Annotated in this window: 16 protein-coding genes; 8 read left to right on the top strand and 8 right to left on the bottom strand. The window is 48.8% G+C overall.

Annotation, left to right across the window (positions count from 1 at the left end; all coding sequences use genetic code 11):
* Positions 1-174: 174 nt before the first annotated feature.
* Complete coding sequence (locus tag EQP46_RS18120) at positions 175-1119, bottom strand: LysR family transcriptional regulator (protein ID WP_240671766.1); 945 nt, start codon at positions 1117-1119, stop codon at positions 175-177.
* 120 nt (positions 1120-1239) lie between these two features.
* Between EQP46_RS18120 and EQP46_RS18115 the strand changes: the two genes are divergently transcribed.
* Positions 1240-1704: a VOC family protein gene (locus EQP46_RS18115; RefSeq protein WP_129494989.1), complete on the top strand. Its 465-nt coding sequence runs from the start codon at positions 1240-1242 to the stop codon at positions 1702-1704.
* A 29-nt stretch (positions 1705-1733) separates the two neighbouring features.
* A complete protein-coding gene (locus EQP46_RS18110; RefSeq protein ID WP_129494988.1) occupies positions 1734-2825 on the top strand; it encodes an alkene reductase in 1092 nt (363 codons plus the stop codon).
* A 122-nt stretch (positions 2826-2947) separates the two neighbouring features.
* Here EQP46_RS18110 and EQP46_RS18105 read toward each other — a convergent pair whose 3' ends face one another.
* Positions 2948-3619 carry a type 1 glutamine amidotransferase domain-containing protein gene (locus EQP46_RS18105; protein WP_129494987.1) on the bottom strand — a complete coding sequence of 224 codons (672 nt, stop codon included), beginning with the start codon at positions 3617-3619 and terminating at the stop codon, positions 2948-2950.
* Positions 3620-3771: 152 nt separating this feature from the next.
* Between EQP46_RS18105 and EQP46_RS18100 the strand changes: the two genes are divergently transcribed.
* A complete protein-coding gene (locus EQP46_RS18100; protein WP_129494986.1) occupies positions 3772-4665 on the top strand; it encodes a LysR family transcriptional regulator in 894 nt (297 codons plus the stop codon).
* Here EQP46_RS18100 and EQP46_RS18095 read toward each other — a convergent pair whose 3' ends face one another.
* The 4 genes from EQP46_RS18095 to EQP46_RS18085 all read right to left on the bottom strand — a co-directional run bounded on the left by EQP46_RS18095 (position 4666) and on the right by EQP46_RS18085 (position 8103).
* Positions 4666-5535 carry a hypothetical protein gene (locus tag EQP46_RS18095; protein WP_129494985.1) on the bottom strand — a complete coding sequence of 290 codons (870 nt, stop codon included), beginning with the start codon at positions 5533-5535 and terminating at the stop codon, positions 4666-4668.
* 100 nt (positions 5536-5635) lie between these two features.
* Entirely contained in the window at positions 5636-6538 is a 903-nt protein-coding gene (locus EQP46_RS18090) for a pyridoxal-phosphate dependent enzyme (protein ID WP_129494984.1), read from the bottom strand.
* A 167-nt stretch (positions 6539-6705) separates the two neighbouring features.
* Positions 6706-6852, bottom strand: a complete 147-nt coding sequence (locus EQP46_RS24270; protein ID WP_017012045.1) for a hypothetical protein — start codon at positions 6850-6852, stop codon at positions 6706-6708.
* A gap of 186 nt (positions 6853-7038) precedes the next feature.
* Positions 7039-8103, bottom strand: a complete 1065-nt coding sequence (locus EQP46_RS18085) for an MBL fold metallo-hydrolase (RefSeq protein ID WP_129494983.1) — start codon at positions 8101-8103, stop codon at positions 7039-7041.
* Positions 8104-8792: 689 nt separating this feature from the next.
* Here EQP46_RS18085 and cspE point away from each other — a divergent pair.
* Entirely contained in the window at positions 8793-9002 is a 210-nt protein-coding gene (cspE, locus tag EQP46_RS18080) for a transcription antiterminator/RNA stability regulator CspE (protein WP_005423776.1), read from the top strand.
* A gap of 691 nt (positions 9003-9693) precedes the next feature.
* Entirely contained in the window at positions 9694-10665 is a 972-nt protein-coding gene (locus EQP46_RS18075; RefSeq protein ID WP_129494982.1) for a hypothetical protein, read from the top strand.
* Between the two features lie 97 nt (positions 10666-10762).
* Here the strand turns inward: EQP46_RS18075 and EQP46_RS18070 are convergent, their stop codons facing one another.
* Positions 10763-11968, bottom strand: coding sequence for a pyridoxal-phosphate-dependent aminotransferase family protein (locus tag EQP46_RS18070; protein ID WP_129494981.1), 1206 nt, complete (start codon positions 11966-11968; stop codon positions 10763-10765).
* 454 nt (positions 11969-12422) lie between these two features.
* Between EQP46_RS18070 and EQP46_RS18065 the strand changes: the two genes are divergently transcribed.
* The 3 genes from EQP46_RS18065 to EQP46_RS18055 all read left to right on the top strand — a co-directional run bounded on the left by EQP46_RS18065 (position 12423) and on the right by EQP46_RS18055 (position 15984).
* Complete coding sequence (locus EQP46_RS18065; RefSeq protein WP_240671765.1) at positions 12423-12782, top strand: hypothetical protein; 360 nt, start codon at positions 12423-12425, stop codon at positions 12780-12782.
* A 228-nt stretch (positions 12783-13010) separates the two neighbouring features.
* Positions 13011-13874, top strand: a complete 864-nt coding sequence (locus EQP46_RS18060; RefSeq protein ID WP_129494980.1) for a LysR family transcriptional regulator — start codon at positions 13011-13013, stop codon at positions 13872-13874.
* 484 nt (positions 13875-14358) lie between these two features.
* Positions 14359-15984 carry a methyl-accepting chemotaxis protein gene (locus EQP46_RS18055; RefSeq protein ID WP_129494979.1) on the top strand — a complete coding sequence of 542 codons (1626 nt, stop codon included), beginning with the start codon at positions 14359-14361 and terminating at the stop codon, positions 15982-15984.
* A 150-nt stretch (positions 15985-16134) separates the two neighbouring features.
* On the opposite strand, the gene EQP46_RS18050 is transcribed toward EQP46_RS18055, so the two are convergent.
* A complete protein-coding gene (locus tag EQP46_RS18050; protein WP_129494978.1) occupies positions 16135-17037 on the bottom strand; it encodes a LysR family transcriptional regulator in 903 nt (300 codons plus the stop codon).
* Between the last annotated feature and the right edge of the window lie 25 nt (positions 17038-17062).

The raw sequence follows: 17062 nt of genomic DNA, 5'->3' as shown, positions 1-17062 counted from the left end.
TTTCTTTGCGGCATTTGAGAGGCCTACATTTGGATAATGGCCCTTTTTGTTTGGGGGTAATTATTTATTTACGACGCGATACGCGCTTTTTTACGACGGAATGCGCACTGCGCTGCGCATTGTGTGGGTGAAGGGTTGAGGGGTAACCCACTGACTCATCGATAGAAAGTTGGACTATTCTCGGCATCTCTCGATCAGGAACTGTCGAAGGGCTTGAACGGCCGGATTGAGCTGCCGACGGTCGGCACAAATCAGGTTCAACGGTGCATATTGACCGAGCCAATCTTCACACACGATCACCAATTTTCCTGCGCGAATGTCTTCTCGAATATCGAGGTAAGATTTGTACGCAATTCCCCGGCCCGAAAGTGCCCATCGACGCACCGCTTCACCGTCATCTGCCATCCGATTTCCTTTCACGTTCACGCTGACATCTGGCGGTAGGTTGATGCCTAAATGGCGAGGGTTGTGCTGCGTTGCTTTTTCCTCGTCTTTTTTCCAGAACGCCCACTGCGTGTGTGTGGTGTCGCCAACGGCAAAACAGAGGCAATTGTGCTGTGTTAATTCATCCGGTGTCTTGGGGTTTCCGTAGGCCGCAATGTATTCGGGGCTGGCGCAAAGTACACGGTAATTATTGGGTTCGATGGGCAAGGCAATCAGGTTCGATGCAGGCGGCTCACCATAACGCAGCGCAAGGTCGACAGGTTGAGAATACACATCGGCAATGCGATCGGAGAGGTGCAAGCGCAGTTCGATGAGGGGATAGGTATCCAAAAAGGCATCAAGCCATTCGAGTACCTGATTCCGCCCGAGATCTGACGGCAAAGAGAGCTGAATGACCCCACTCACCACGGTTTGCCCGGATTTAAGCGTTGCTGCGCTGTCATCCAAGAGTTGTATGGCTTGCTGACATTGTTGAAGAAATGCTTCGCCATCTGGCGTTAATCGTAGGCTTCGGGTTGAACGGATAAACAGCGGCGTTCCCAGTTCCTTTTCCAATCGCTTCACCGCTGCACTGGTGGCGGCAGGGGTGAGATCCATGTTTCTTGCCACGGCGGAAAGGCTGCCTTGTTCTGCGGTTTCAATGAATATTCGGAAGTCTTGAAGGGCTTTCATCATAGCGGGCTTTTCACATTTAATTTTCAAATACAATTTGAAACTGGTTATACCCAAAGCTAGTTTTTCAAATCTTATCCGTCAAATACGCTGTGATCATGTTGAACACAATCAGTGAGACCCATGATGACAATGTCCAATCCTACTGACGGTAAAACCGTGGTGAACACCCCTGACTACACCTGGCAGTTCGATCATGTGAGTGTGCTTGCGCCGCCGAATAGTAACGCATTGCAGCATTTAACAACCTTACTGGGTTTGTCGATGGGAGCGCGTCCTGCGTTTCCGTTTCCGGGGCGTTGGTTTTACCGCGACGACCTTGCGGCGTTGCACGTTGTCGATATCACCGATATTCGGGATATCGAGCTTAATCATATTGCCCTGCGATCTGACATGCCAGCCCGTGAATTGGCGCGTTGGCTCGACAGCATGTCGCTCATCTATCAGGTCACGCTTGTGCCAGACACGCAGATTGCGCAGTTCTTTCTTCGATTGTCTGCGTCGCTCCTGATTGAGCTAGATGTTCCCGACGACGGCATCGATCTCTCTATTGATATTCTTCAATCCATTCATTCGCTTAACGATTAATGACCTGCTGATGCAGAAGGAGAAATTCCATGACCTTATTTCAATCACTAGAGCTGGGTAAACACACACTCAACAACCGTATTGTGATGGCTCCAATGACCCGCAGCCGAACCACACAACCGGGAAACATTCCGAATAAAATGATGGCGGAATACTACGCACAGCGCGCAAGTGCAGGCCTGATCATTACTGAAGCCACGCAAATATCGCCGCAAGGTCAAGGGTACAGCTTTACCCCGGGTATTCACACGCCAGAACACATTGAAGGGTGGCGTTTGGTGACGGATGCGGTTCACCGTGAAGGTGGAAAAATATTCCTTCAGCTTTGGCACGTTGGCCGTATGTCTCATGCCTCTTTTCATGGCGGCGAAGCGCCTGTTGCCCCGTCGGCATTAAACCCTGACGCAAAAGTGTGGGTTGCGGATGACGAGGGAGTGGGCAGCATGGTGGATTGCCCGACACCGCGTGCGTTGCTGTGGGAAGAAATTGCACAGATCGTGACGGATTATCGCAAGGCTGCGATCAATGCCATGGAAGCGGGGTTTGACGGTGTCGAAATCCATGCTGCAAATGGGTATCTGCTCGACCAATTCCTTCGCTCAACCTCAAACGTTCGCCAAGATGTGTATGGCGGCAACATCGAAAATCGCGCACGTCTTTTAATCGAAGTCGCCACGGTGATCGCCAATGCCATTGGATCAGAGCGTGTGGGTGTGCGCTTAGCACCTTTCATCACGGCACGGGGCATGAATTGTCCGCAGATCATTGATGCAATTTTGTATTCCGCGGGCAAACTCGCGGAGATTGGCGTGGCGTATCTGCACCTTTCGGAAGCGGATTGGGACGATGCACCCACGGTGTCGCTGCAATTTCGAGAAGCACTTCGGGACATTTATCCGGGAAAAATCATTGTGGCTGGGCAGTACAATCAGGAAAAAGCGGAGGCAATTTTGTCGCGGGGCTTGGCGGATTTGGTGGCGTTCGGTCGACCGTTTATCGCGAATCCAGATTTTCCTAAACGCATTCAGCACCGATGGCCACTCGCTGAGCTTGATGCGACGACCTTGTTTGGTGGAGATCGAAAAGGGTATAGCGATTATCCTGCCTATTGCGAGGAGTAGCGGAAAAGGCGGTTAAGCATGGTGGTATTGCCGCCGTAAAAAGGAAAACGTCAGTGTCGAGCAAGGCAGTGGTTTGCTCGTCACCGACGTTTAAAGTTGTGCTTTTCGAAACGCTGTTGGCGTTATTTCAGCAAGGCGACCATGGCTTCGCCCACACCGTGTGCACTGGCTGGGTTTTGGCCAGTCACAAGACGTTCGTCAACGATGACATGCACGCCCCAAGGCTGGATCTTGCTAAATTTCGCGGCTTTACGGGCGAGCGACTCTTCCAGTAGGAAAGGAATGTCGTTGATGGTGCCAAAATCTATTTCTTCTTCACGGGTAAAGCCTGTCACTGTTTTGTCTGCGATCAATGGCTGTCCATTACTAAGGGTAATAGGAAGCAGACCCGCAGGGCCGTGACATACAGAACCGATCACGCCGCCTTTTTCATAGAGCGATGCCGCGAGGCTTGCTGTCAGTTGATGCTCTGCCAAATCAGACAGTAGACCGAATCCACCAGGGTAGAAAATGGCATCGTAGTCGTCGATGTTAAGTTGGTTCACAGGGATGGTGTTGTTCACGCGAGACTGAAACTCTGCGTCGTTAAAAATGCGCGTATTAACGTCATCACCTTCCATATCTTCGCCGTAGAAAGGCACTGCGCCACCGTTGATAGAAGCAACGTCGTAGCTGAAACCCGCCTGCAAGAATGCATCCAACGCGTGGGTCATCTCAGGGGCGTACGTGCCGTTCGCCTGATCGGTGGTGCCAAGCGTGGCATGATTCGTAACGATGATTAGAACCTTTTTCATAACGTAATCCTTCTGATGTGAGTGGGCTTATCTAGCAGCAGACCGTATGAGGACATGAGTAAGCCGTTTGATGTTGACCATTCTATGCTTTCGCTATATGAGTGATAATCCGCTAAAATGAAAAACCGTCTTTGCTATATGGCAATAATGAAATGAACCTCCATTCACTCAGTTTTGATGGCATTGTTGAATTCGTTACCGTGGCAGACGCCAAGGGCTTCAGTGAGGCTGCGCGTCGTTTGAATTGCTCCGTCAGCCACGTTTCTCGCCAAGTCTCTCGCTTAGAGCAGCGGCTCGGCACGGCGTTGTTTGCGCGGTCTACCCGCTCGGTGAAGCTGACGGAAACGGGTCAGCAGTATTATCTGCAATGCCAAGAGTTGGTGAGCGGGCTCGATCAAGCCAACGAAATGGTGACAGGCACGCAGTTTGATTTGCAAGGCACACTCCGTATCAGCATGGCGGGGTCGTTTGCCGAACAGTTCGTTGCGCCAGCGCTGGTAGAGTTTGCCCAGCAACACCCCAAATTAACGGTGGAAGTGGATTTTAGCAGCCGGCACGTCAACTTTGTGGAAGATGGCATCGACTTCGCTATCCGTTATGGGCGCTTGCAAGACTCGGGGCTGGTGGCGAGAAAGCTCGCTGACCGCAGTTTGATGGCGGTTGCGTCGCCTGATTACCTTTTGGAACACGGTGAACCAAACCACCCTAAAGCGTTAGCGCAACATTCTTGTTTGATCACCAATAACGATACTTGGCTGTTCGAGCAGGCGGGCAAAGAGATACCGGTGAAAGTCGCAGGGCGCTTTCGCTGTAATAACGCGAATGCGTTGGTAGAGGCATGTAAAGGCGGGTTAGGGATTGGCTATATGCCCAAAAGCAGTTTCCAGCAAGCGGTTCAAGAGGGTGACTTGGTTCCAGTGCTCGCTCCTTTTTGGACGCAGAAAATCACCTCATGGGTCGTGTATCAAAACCGCAAGTTCTTGCCTCTCAAAGCGCGCCTTGCTATCGATCATTTGTTGACGCACTTTGAGGGGTGGGAAGAGTAACTAGTCTGGAGAGCACGTCAGCTCATTGGAGGAATAGTTAAGCTGGTGTTTGGTGGATTTGAAAATTAGCTTCACTTCGCCACCGGCTTTGACAAACCCTCTATTTGGTCCTTGCTTACCACATACTTCCCGCTCTAGTTTTTTCAAACCTGATGCGCTGATTTTCTGTCGCTGAACATTCGTTCCATCGAGCACATAATCGAACTCAGGCAGATAGGCATACTCAAGCGTGAGCGCTTTTCCGCTTGATGACACTTTTTCTAAAATGACATTGTTTTGAATGTTGTAGAGATCGTCTTTTTGGGTGAGTAGCGCCTCTTCTTCAACATACGCACACAAATCAACAGCAATGAATTTGCTGTAACAACTCTCACTGGCGTCAAATCCCGTATTATCGAGCGTATTGATGACGGTGGTATGCGCATCACCTGAGGTGTAGTCGACTTGCAGTGAAAACTTGAGCCCTTGAATGTCGATCCAATGAGGTCTATCAGCGAACATACTTTCGACGATTCCAGCGTGGAAACCGTCAAAGACAGTGAGTTGACCTTTTGGCGAATTGAGAAAAGCGACCTTTTCGGCTCGGCTATTCCCTTCCATTCTCGGATACATGAGTAAGTCGTCATCAATCTCAATCACCATATTGATATGGCAAGTGAAATCATCATTGATGAATTCAACGCGTTTGGCTGTTAGCCCTTCATCGAGTCTTCTTGGTAGGGCGTTTTTGGGGCGTTTGATGTCCTTCTCTAGCACACGGCAAACGTCTTGATGTGTATCCGCTTTGTCACTGGTATTTTTGCTCGTATTGCTCTCTGTGTTGGCGCAGCCTGCGATAACGAGGAGTAACCCAACTACCCATAACTTCATACACGTTTCCTTGTGCAAAAACTGGTTTAAACTAAGGCGAGATTAGCAGTTTGGTGGTGAGTGTATGGGTGTTTTTAATGAGACCTGAGTGTAAAGCTTTTTAGCGAAGATCGTATTTACGCTCATACCTTGGCAGCATACTTTCGTTGCCTAAAATGCCGCCTTGGTGAATGTAGAGAAGCTGTTTGTCAGCGTTCTGTGGGTACCATGTCTGTAAACATCGCCACATCATTGGGTCATACAACAAATCAAACTCGATGTGGGTTTGCTCAAGCAAGGATTGCCACACGCGATAATCTTGTTCGTACAGCTTTCCAAAGTGATGCTTCTGCTCGCGAGTCAAAATAGTGGGGTGGCTGGTTTCGCCCAGTTCTTCAAATTGCGAAACAAGGTAACTTTCCCCACCAACGCAAGGGCAGGTAAGCACCTCAATGCCGTGTGGGTGTAAATGCTTGTGCAAATACAACGCCGTGGTACCCGTGCCCGCAGGTAACGCGATGGCCAATGGCTTTTCTTGATGGAAGTGAGACCACGCGAGAATTTCGTCCGCAAGGGTTTTGACGCCTTCTTCTGCAATCGGAGATCGACCACCTTCAGGCACAAGTAGGTGATTTTCATCTTGTCGGTGCTTATAAATGAAATCAGCAGGGTGGGTAGATTCGACGCAGATGTCTGTCATTGCAATGACTTTCGCGCCCAGATCTAACGCCCCACGATAATTCCCAATCGGGCTCTCTTTTAGCCAACTTGGAATGCGATCAACGTAAAACTCTAACTGCCAACCTTTGATGGACGCGAGCGCCGCAAGGGATAACAAGGAGTTGGCCTGCGGTGAACCATACCCAATCAAGTGGGTGATCTTTGGATCATCGTAAGCAAGAAGCGACATCAGTTTGCGGGCTTTGTTTCCCGAAAAATGACCGTGAAGTTGGTCGTCGCGCTTGAGGAAGAAAGGAATACCGTCGAAGACGTGTTGTGTAACCGGACTGTTGGCGAGCTTCATATGCAGGCTTGGATTGAAATAACCGCTGGCAGTATATCTCCAAATAAACCCGATGTGGGCACGCAAGGGAGCAAAAGGATGTTGCAGATGGGGAATCGAAGACAGTGCGGTGAAAAATACAGGCGCTTCTACAACCCAGAAAAGCGCCTGCTTGCTATCGGCTTGGTTTAAGAGCCGCTGTTATCGTCTTTCACTTGGCACTCGGGAGCTTCTGACCCTTCTGGGCACTTATTGCCCCCATCGGTCGAGGTAGCCAGTGCTGAACCTGTAAAGAAAACCGCTAGAGCCAACATCAGTGTTTTTAGCATTGTCATCGCTTACTCTCCTTTTCCTGTGGAGTCATTGGGTAGTGTTTTGCTGCAGCACCTTTACTGTCGTTCAAAACAAGTAAGCCAATGTTAGGTGTACGTAATGGTTGTGTTAGGGCACCATTTTTGTACGGAGAGTAAGACAAAACACCTTTACACTTGTTGATTGTGTGCCGGCTCCTAGGTGTTCAATCAGTGGCTGATGGCATCGCGTACCATGACGATTTGGTCAGGCACAGAGGCTTCAAATCCGTAAAACTCGCCATACTTTGGACGTAACGTGTCCATGGCTTTTGCGGTGATGGCATCATAGTAAGCCTTTGCAGAGGCTTGGTGGTTGTTGTATTTCGCCACAAAGTAATCGCCTGGGTTTACGCTGCCGAGGGCGTCGCCCGTGGCGGCTTTTAGATCAGCCACGTATTCCTGCATGAAGGTAAAATCTGCTTTGCTGCCAATGTTCCCGTGCCCTCCTGAGAAATACGTCCACTCTTTGGCTTTGATAAACGCAAGATTATCTTCATAGCCTTCGAAGGTGTCTGAACCACCAAAGTTCAGGTACGGCATTTGGTCTGGGTTGACGACATCTGGGATATGCGCAATTTTTGCGTTTTCCAATATCCAAAGCGCGCTGTCGTAGGTGTGCGCAGAATCTGCAAGCCCATAGACGGTGATGGTTTCATCACCAAACGTGAAGCTGTCACCGCTGAACTTGAGTTCTTTGGTTGCAGGTGTCACCTCACTCCCGTGCGCTTTCATGCCTTTTGCGGTGGCATCCGTCGCAATGATTTCAAGTTTTACGCCAGCATCTTTTGCCGCTTTCTCGAACACGGAAATATCACCAATGTGGTCTTCATGGTGGTGTGAATACACCACGGCGGTGACAGGTTTGTCGGTGACATCTGCAATTGCAGCAAGCACTGCTTCACCGCTGCCATAGGCCAGTGGATCCATCAAGAGCACACCGTCATCACCGACAAGAAACACGGTGTTGTAAAACCCTATTTGAACCCAGTAGGCATTGTCAGTCAGTTTTTGCACGATCACGTCACCGTTAAAGTTTCGCGCCGTCAGGTTGCTAATTTTGTCACCCACTTTAAGGGGTGTTTTTGCGCTAGGCGCAACAAAGGTCGCATCAGTGGTTGAGGGGTAACCGCCGTCTGGCAGATAGGTAAAAGGTCTTGTTTCTTCTGCAACCACGGCAGTGGTAAATAAGGTGGCAATCCCCGCGGCGATTAGGCTTACTTTGAATGTGTTCATGTCGTATCCCTCGTTCGTTTTTGTTATCGATTTATGCGTTTGTTGGCAGTGTTCAGTGCCAGTGAGGAGGACTATAAAACGCACAATTTGTTCGATAAATGCCGTAACGAGAAACAGATTATTAACCAAATCGTGCTAATAAAAAGTGAGTCATTTTAGGCATTGTGTTGTCGGGAGCCCCAATTTTTGCTTCGAGCAACAGGGTTGCGATATGTAGAGATGCGAGGGGGTCGGTGAACATCATGAAAACGATGTATGGGTATATTGTGGGGGATGTGCCGTTGACGACAGCATGCAGTGGGACATTGATTCAAACTCGAAATGAAACGTGAAAATCGCTAAAAACATTTCCAGCGGTTATCAATTTGTGTGTGGTTGTTGAATTTGGTGATGAAACAAATGCGTATGATCACAAACGAAGGTAGGGCTACGCATTCCGTGGCCTCACAAGGTGCGAAAAAGTGAAAATAACCCTTTACTAATCTCTCCGCTACGGTATTATTCGCCTCGCTCTGTATGTTCAGATTTATTAATGGAACTTCAAGCCAAAGTAAAACCTCAAGATTTCTTCGTAACCGTGGTTATCCTTAGTGTTTCCCTTAGCTTCATCGTCACATTCAATAATTCAAGCGCCAGTGCCTCGCATTATCGCGAAAATTTATTATCAACTAAATATTAAGGGACACATTATGTCTAAGACTACTGGTATCGTTAAGTGGTTCAACGAAGAGAAAGGTTTTGGTTTCATTACTCAAGACAACGGCGGTGCTGACGTATTCGTTCACTTCCGTGCAATCGCTTCTGAAGGCTTCAAAACTTTGGCTGAAGGCCAAAAAGTATCTTTCGAAGTTGAGCAAGGCCAAAAAGGCCCACAAGCTGCTAACGTAGTAGCTCTGTAATTTCGAAAGGCGGCGTAAGTGGCTTTGCCATTTACGCCTCTTTTTATCTCGAGTTTCACTCCCCGTAACACGTTTTAGTTTCACCCACACCATCAGCGACACCTCCATTATTTTTATCGTCTTCTAGCAAAAATTATTAACTCCCCAAATATCTCTTTTCCATATTTGTCTTCCAGTTACATATTTCTCAGCTATATTTCTATAAATAACAATGAAAATCATGACGTTGCTTAGCAATGTACACGATGAAAACTCAGCACCTCGCTTGGTGTTATGCTGATCAGAAATAGTAAGGAAGAATATGTCACGTTCAACAGGTCGTAAACGATTTTGGTTCCAACAAACCCGTGAAGACAACGCGATTAAAACCTCGAAATCACGCACGAAAAAGTAAGTACTGGGCGTTTCCTGCCATTCAAGTAAACGCCTTCTCTGTTGCAGCGCATTGCTGCCTCTCCGAATTACCGCTCAGCGTCATCTCACTTTCACATGTATAGGATCGCCGTATTGGGTTACCCATGTATCCTTGTGCAACTTTCATCATTCATCGACAGTTTGCTGCAACCCATTAAGTGTTTTGTTGATTAGCCCCCAATTTCTCATCGCTCGGTGACCTTCCATACCGCGATTTTCTCAAATTAAGCTACTCTTTTAACTGCAAATCCTTGAAATGGTATCTGAGATTTAGAGATTGGAAGCGAAGCAACGAAAGATCGTCACTGCAGTCAATCGACATTGGCATGCAGAACTTATCGGCACTGATATGTTTTGGTGTGACATTCTTGTGGATGCTAAATTTTCCGCAGATAGCGACCAACTTAGCCAGTACGTTGTCGATTACCGTGACAATTTGAAACACCACATTGAAGATGTGCTGAGCGAAGCACGTCTTTATCTGATGTGTGAGCGGGAAAAGGTCCGGTTCAACGCTTTCAAAAAGCCCGGTTACAACCCGTTTACGCGAAAGATGAAGTTTCACTTTTTGGTGGGAGAGTCTAGCCGAAGAGCATCGCTGACCGTTGATATTCGAAAACACTTCTTTCCTGATTTGGCACACCCCAAAGTCTTCCTTGAATCCAAATTCATTACCCTGCTGAAAAACGAAAAAGACAATGTCACCTTGTCAGTGCATGATTTTTTGTCAGCCATTGGCGCAGACCTTGGTTTGAACAGCCGAGTGGTGTCATCAGGTTATAGTCGTTCCCCATACTGGGGCGGTGAAGAGGGCGCGTTAGTCATGTTGCAGCGTCAAGCCGCGAGGTTTACCAGTGACGACAAAGACCTCGTGGTGTATATCAACGAGTACAACATGCACCTCTTCAGCAACAAGTCACGCGCTTCGAATCAGTCAGGACGCAACATCATTGAGTTCTCCGATGAATCCATCGACATGTCATTCATGATGCTCTCACGTAGCTTTAGTTTGTACTTTTTGGGCTGTGATGCGGAAGCGTCTGTTGAAGTGAAAAATGCAATGGCCAACGTTTCCCGGTATTTGAGCCGTAATCAGATCCATCGCATCACGGTGGATCATGCGTATGAGCAAGATGGTGAGTACCTAAGGTTGTGCTCGCAGGAAGTCGAGACCTCACCAAGCCATGTGTTTACGGTGCTACTGGAACATGGAAAAGTGGTGTTGGATCGTGGAGAAATCTACGATTAAACCATCGAGAAACGGGTGATGCAGCGTTCATGCTAATCAATAAAAACGGCAGCCTATTTTGGCTGCCGTTTTTGGTTTTGTCTGTGTCTCGTGGCCGCTAGGCGAACACGGGGCGGTATTCTTGCAAGGCTTTTTCTAGCATAGCAACGCCTCTTGGAAGGTTTGCCTCACCACCAAGTGCTTGAATTGTCGAGCCTAGTGCGTGAATGGTGCGGAATATGTTGTGCACGCGGCATTGTTCACCCATTTGCCCAATACGAATAATATCCAAGCCAAATGAGCCTGAAATCTCGACACGAAATTCACGGGAAATATGGCTCAGTATGTCTTTCTGGTTCAACCCGTTCGGCACATGAATACCGACGACCGAGTTCAGTCGTGATGCGTTATCAACACAAAGGTCTAGCCCTAACCCTTCAATGCCTGCTTGGAGTGCCCGTGAGCATTTCAAGTGGCGATCAAAACGCGCCTGTAGCGTTTCTTCGCAGATCAAACGTAGGGCTTCATGAATCGCCATGATGCCTGATACCGGTGCCGTGTAGTGGTAAGAGCTTTGGTACCAGAATTTGTCAGCAAGTTTGGCATCCAAGCACCAGTGGCGAAGGGTGTCTTCGCGGGTTGTGATTTTTTCCCATGCGTTATCTGAGAACGCCACCAATGACACGCCAGGAATGCAACTTAACCCTTTTTGTCCGCCAGTAATCACCGCATCAACACCCCATTCATCCATCTCTAATGGCATGGTACTGAGCGTGCACACTGCATCGACTATCACGAGACAATCTGCCGCTTTCGCAGCGCGGCAAATCTCGGGTAGGGCATGGTTAAAGACAGTGTTAGATGTTTCACCTTGCACGATGGTCAGTACTTGAGGTTGGTGCTTGGCGATGGCGAGCGCCACGGTGTGAGGGTCTGCCGCTAAGCCTTCTTCGATGGTAAGGCGCGTTACTTTGCCTTCTACACGTTCTGACATTTCAGCAAGACGACCACTGAAGAAACCATTGCTTATCGACAAGACGTTATCGCCTGGTGCCACGAGGTTGGCGACGGCCATTTCCATGGCAGCAGAGCCTGGACCCGCAACACCCATGATGTGCGTGGATTCGGTTTGAAACACATAGCGAGACATGGCTTTTACCTGCTCGATAATGCGCGACATGGTTTCGCCAAGGTGATTGATCACGATGCCATTGGCGGCGGCCACTTTGGCTGGAATTGGCACGGGGCCTGCACCCATCATTAGTAACGGTTCGTCTGGCAGTATGGTGTCTAATGATTCAACGATTGGGGCAGATATGCGCACGCGGTACTCCTGTTTGACTGGATAGTGTTACCTAATGAGGGCGTATTTCACTATCTCAGTGATGTCCATGTATACCCAAACAACTTCACGACATCTTGCATCGTGTTTTTGTCGTTTTGTCTGGGTTTTTAAATTGTGTCACTTTCCAACGACTGTCTTGGCATCTTAGAGCAGGCAGGCAGTGATTCCTATCCCTACCTTGTCTCAAGTCCCCGATCTTGGGGGGAAATAATCCCAAACGGCATGAAACAGCGTCTTGACCTTCATGCTGAATAAGGATGTTCAGCGATCAGGAACCGTTATTGAGTCTCTTTGTTCGAACACATGTCCAAAGCATCGTTTCTTACACTCTGTTAAAGATCAGTAATTCGAAAGAGTGACCAGACGAGAAAACAATGTCGTGACATGCGCGGCATTAACCATAAACCAGCCTCAACATAAACAGGGAGGCAAGATGTTGGACGTATGGAGTGATTTTCTGATTGGTGGCGCCTGGGGAGCTTGGCTCGCGTTCTATTTGGAACGCTTGTATGCGAGGCAGGTGACGTTCATTAATTTGAGTGTGTTTGTCCTATGGGGGCGAAGCTATAAAGCGAATTGGCGTCTCGCCAAAGTGCTCAACGTTGTCTTGCTGTCAGTATTTCTGTTTGCGGCATCTGCGGTGATTGGCATGTGGGTAGGCCATTGGGGTGTGTTCATCCTTGGTTGGGTGGTCGGTCATGGCGTGTTCGCCTTGTGGCAATTTTACTTGCGTTTGCGCCTCGCGCCGCAAGGCAAAAGCCGCTTTCATCAACGACACAAAGCGCACAAGTAGCGTATTCCGAGGTCGCGTAAAAATGCCCAGTTTGTCTGGGCATTTTTCTGCAGCAAAGGAACACGAATGTGGGGCATTTGATGCCGATACACGGGATTGGGTGAACAAATAAAACCCAAAGCGATCGTTAGAACGCATACCAAGGTAAAATTGTGTCTTTACCCCTTGACCGCATCGGCTTTTTGCCCGATAACGCATCTTAATATTTTTTATGGTTTTAGAGCTGAGATGGATACAGATTTACTGCGCACATTTTTAGAAGTGAACAAGACTCGTCATTTTGGTCGAGCTGCGACAAACTTGTATTTAACACAATCTGCGGTCAGTTTTCGTATCCGTCAGCTTGAGATCAAACTCGGTACGCCTGTGTTTACCCGTAAACGTGGCGATTTACGCCTGACTGCGGCGGGTGAGCGTTTTGTGCCATATGCAGAGAGCATTCTGCAAACTTGGGGGCGTGCACGCCAGGATGTGGCGCTGACGGACAGCTATCAGCAGCAATTGACGGTGGGGGCGACCTCGCTGATTTGGGAAATCGACAACAGCAGCGAATGGCTAGAACAAGTTGAAGCCATTCAGCCTGATTGGGCGTTGCGTACGGAGTCTTTGAGCCGTCAGCAAATTTCCAATGCATTGCTTGAGAAACAAGTGGATGTGGTGCTGACCAGTGAGCCACCAAAATTGGCTGACCTGCAGCAAGTCCGTTTAACGGATTTCAACTTGGTGTTGGTCTCAAGCGAACCAGAGCAAACCATGGAAACCATTGGCGCATTGCCCTTGGTTTACCTTGATTGGGGCACGCGCTTCTCCGTGGAGCACAGCCGCATTCCTTCGCTGCAAAGAACGCCTGTGTTGCATAGCCATGGCTGCCAACCTGCGACCAAGTTTTTGCTCAACCGTGGTGGCGTCGGTTACTTACCGTCGACCATTGCCCAGCCTTGGATCGATGCGGGTAAACTGCACCTCGTGGAAGACAGTCCAGCAATGGAAAATGAGCTTTTCATGGTGTGGTTATCTGGGAATGAAAAACACGAAGACATTAACTCGCTTGTTGAGGCGTTTTCTGAACACGCCGTGCACGAATTCGAATAAATTAACGCAATATTCCCCGTTTAAAAAACGCCCATTCAGGGCGTTTTTTTATGCCCAAATAATAAAACGGCAGGCTTTTTAGATTATTTTCATCCCTATTACGTTGAGCGATTACTGTGAGTGAAAATATTCATCATCTTGATGGGTTTGCCATCAGTGATAGCGCCAGGCGTTTCCTTTAAACCTTAAACTTGCCGAGATGAACATTGGCGGAATACGTTCTAAATGTCTGGTTATTTAGATGGTTTTAAGGCCGAAAATTTACGGGTTATGCCTTGCTATCGTTGGTGTTACTGCATTCAGTGTCGATGAATCTATTCATTTAGTCAGCAAGGTTTTTTTGACACTTTAGCCATGCATTTGACGATCACACTTGCTGCTCAAAATAAATCCAAATAAACGTATTTTCCCTATTGGAATTAGGTGATCTAGGTCGCATAATGCGCTCGATTCTTAATGAGTGGTTCGCGGGAAAAGTAAACAAATGTCACTTAACAATATTTCTATTCGGCATCAGATTCTGATTCCGATCCTCCTTTTAGTTCTGAGTGTTTCTGCGGTTTTAATTTTTGCAAAAAGTGAAGTGGAAGTTTCGTTAGTTGCAACAAGTCAAACGGCCCGTCAGGTCGTTAAAGATAAAGACGCGATTGCCAAGCTTGCAGATCTCGCTTGGGCAATGCGTGTGGAAGCGATTTATGGCATCTATGATGCTAATCGTGCGAAAAACATGGGCCGTAACGTGGCGGATCTTGCCAATGAGGCGCTGACGACGCTGCGCACCATGGGACATTCTGAGCAGTTACGTCAGGTGTCTCAAACCCTTGATAGCAGCATCAGTGATTACATGCGTTACACCAACGTAAAAGCGCAGCCAACCATTGAAGCGTATTTCAACGCTACCGTAGACGCAAAAACCTACCAAGCCATGGTGAGCGAATATCGCGCTATGGGTGCGGACATGATGAAAGCCGTGAATGCGATGTCTGCCTTCATCAATCCATTGGTGGAAAAAGACCTCGAAATGTCGGACGAGAACAGCGAAAGCATGGTGATCACCACGGGCTCTGTGCTCATGGTGGCGATGTTGGTCGCGATGATCATCGGCTGGTGGTTGTCTGGCGTGATTGTGAAGCCGCTTTCCGAATTGCAGGATGTGATGCGTAAATTGTCGCAAGGCGATTTGAATGCAAAAGCCTCTGATGAAGGCACCAACGAACTTGCGCGTTTGGGTCGCGATACGAACCAAACCGTTGATCAGCTGCGTCGCACTGTGACGACCCTGTTCAGCATCAGTGATGAAGTGGCAGCCGCATCGACAGAGTTGGCGGCAGTCATGACACAATCAAGCGTGAATGCGCAGCAAGAGCAAGGCGAAATTGAACAAGTCGCTTCTGCGGTGACTGAGCTTTCGAGCACGGCTGACAATGTGTCTGACAACGCGGTGAATGCTGACCATGCAGCGCGTCAAACCGATGAGCTCGCGTCTCAAGGGCTGTCGATTTTTGAGCAAAGCTCACAAGCGGCTGTGCAAATGGCGGAATCGATTGAGAACACGGCAACCGTTGTGACGACGCTGCGTGAGCAATCTGTTCGTATCAGCCATGTGGTCGAAGTGATCCGTGGTATTTCTGAGCAAACTAACTTGTTGGCACTGAACGCGGCGATTGAAGCGGCGCGTGCAGGCCACTCTGGTCGTGGCTTTGCGGTAGTTGCAGATGAAGTACGCATGCTTGCTGCGCGTACTGAAGCGTCGACCAAAGAGATTCAACAAATCATTGAAGGTCTTCAGCATCAAGCGGCACAAGCGGGCGACAGCATGGGCACATGTATGGATGTGCTGGCGCGCACGCAAGAGCTAAGCCAAGAAGCGAATGAAGCGCTGAACGGTATTACGCGTTCTGTGGCACAAATTACAGACATGAACACCCTGGTGGCGACCGCAGCGGAACAACAGTCGGCAGTGACGCAAGATATTCACCGTAATATCACGAACATGTCGAGCATTATCACGCAAAATGTTACTGGTATCAGCCAGAGCGCACAGGCAAGCCAAGAATTGTCTGAGCTGGCGGAAAGCCAAAAACAAGAGCTGTCGTTCTTCCGCGTGTAATTCACTGATTGAGCACGAACTTCTTTTGCGTGGATGCGTGGAACAGATTCGTGCATGTGTTGAGTAATACACCAAGCCGCCCTGATGGATACATCAGGGCGGTTTTTTTATCGGCGAAGAAAAAGTACATCGTTGGGCGCAGAGGAAAGCTTATTCAGCGGTCTGCGAGAGAGGGCGCATGGCTCGTTCAATGATTGCCATGACGGGGTCGTAACGCTGAGGCAAAGCGCGATGGCGCTTTTGCGCCAAGTAGACGGTCTGAGATATTGGCTCGATCAGCGGAAAGCGCGCGAGTGTGTTCGGGGCTGAAAAGCTGTCGATGACACTGGCGGGCAAAACGGTAAACCCAAGCCCTTTAGATACAGGCAATAAGATCTGCGCGAGCTGGTTGACATAGCCGCTGATTTTTATCGACTCTAAGCCACGATAATGCGCGGCAAAATTGGCGGTAAACACCAAGTCAGCATAGTGCTGCCCGTCAGGGTGGTTGATATAACCCAGTGCGGTCAGCCCTGCATAGTCATCACTGTCGATGTTCGCCGTCACAGGTACGACGATACTGAGCTCTTCCTCCCCTAAAGGGTTTTCCAAAATGGAAGGGTGGTCAATGCGCTGTGTGCTGATCCCAATATCGATCAAATTTTCCATCAAGTAGTGACGAATACGCTCTGCGGGTGCCGCTTCGAGGTGAACCGACAAATCAGGATGCTGCGCTTGATGGGCGAGCAAGAGCGGATAAAGCGTCATCGCCATGGTGCCAGAACACGCAATGCGGATACTGCCTTGATGAGGGCTGTCTGATTTTAGTCGGCTGAAGAAATCCTCTTGTTGCTGTTTTTGCTCTGCCACAAACCCTTTTAACATGATGCCTGCTTGGGTCAGCTCAAATTGTTTTCCTTCCCGATAGATCAGCACTTCACCTAATTCGGCTTCCAGCTTTTTAATGTGCTGGCTGACGCCCGGTTGCGTCATGAAAAGACGCTCGGCGGTTTGCGTAAAGCTGCTTGTCTCTACCAAGGTTTCAAAGGTATTGAGCCATTTCGGGTTCAGCATAGTTCACCATAAATAAATGTTATCG

The sequence above is a fragment of the Enterovibrio baiacu genome, from assembly GCF_004120195.1.
Taxonomy (GTDB): Bacteria; Pseudomonadota; Gammaproteobacteria; order Enterobacterales; family Vibrionaceae; genus Enterovibrio; species Enterovibrio baiacui.
Note: the sequence above shows the minus strand (reverse complement) of the source record. Positions and strands in the feature narration are given on the sequence as shown.

Coding starts and splice junctions, on each gene's coding strand:
- EQP46_RS18085 (WP_129494983.1), bottom strand. CDS start 8,103: ATGAACACATTCAAAGTAAGCCTAATCGCCGCGGGGATTGCCACCTTA.
- EQP46_RS18050 (WP_129494978.1), bottom strand. CDS start 17,037: ATGCTGAACCCGAAATGGCTCAATACCTTTGAAACCTTGGTAGAGACA.
- EQP46_RS18055 (WP_129494979.1), top strand. CDS start 14,359: ATGTCACTTAACAATATTTCTATTCGGCATCAGATTCTGATTCCGATC.
- EQP46_RS18095 (WP_129494985.1), bottom strand. CDS start 5,535: ATGAAGTTATGGGTAGTTGGGTTACTCCTCGTTATCGCAGGCTGCGCC.
- EQP46_RS18110 (WP_129494988.1), top strand. CDS start 1,734: ATGACCTTATTTCAATCACTAGAGCTGGGTAAACACACACTCAACAAC.
- cspE (WP_005423776.1), top strand. CDS start 8,793: ATGTCTAAGACTACTGGTATCGTTAAGTGGTTCAACGAAGAGAAAGGT.
- EQP46_RS18060 (WP_129494980.1), top strand. CDS start 13,011: ATGGATACAGATTTACTGCGCACATTTTTAGAAGTGAACAAGACTCGT.
- EQP46_RS18100 (WP_129494986.1), top strand. CDS start 3,772: ATGAACCTCCATTCACTCAGTTTTGATGGCATTGTTGAATTCGTTACC.
- EQP46_RS18115 (WP_129494989.1), top strand. CDS start 1,240: ATGATGACAATGTCCAATCCTACTGACGGTAAAACCGTGGTGAACACC.
- EQP46_RS18120 (WP_240671766.1), bottom strand. CDS start 1,119: ATGATGAAAGCCCTTCAAGACTTCCGAATATTCATTGAAACCGCAGAA.
- EQP46_RS18105 (WP_129494987.1), bottom strand. CDS start 3,619: ATGAAAAAGGTTCTAATCATCGTTACGAATCATGCCACGCTTGGCACC.
- EQP46_RS24270 (WP_017012045.1), bottom strand. CDS start 6,852: ATGACAATGCTAAAAACACTGATGTTGGCTCTAGCGGTTTTCTTTACA.
- EQP46_RS18065 (WP_240671765.1), top strand. CDS start 12,423: ATGTTGGACGTATGGAGTGATTTTCTGATTGGTGGCGCCTGGGGAGCT.
- EQP46_RS18090 (WP_129494984.1), bottom strand. CDS start 6,538: ATGAAGCTCGCCAACAGTCCGGTTACACAACACGTCTTCGACGGTATT.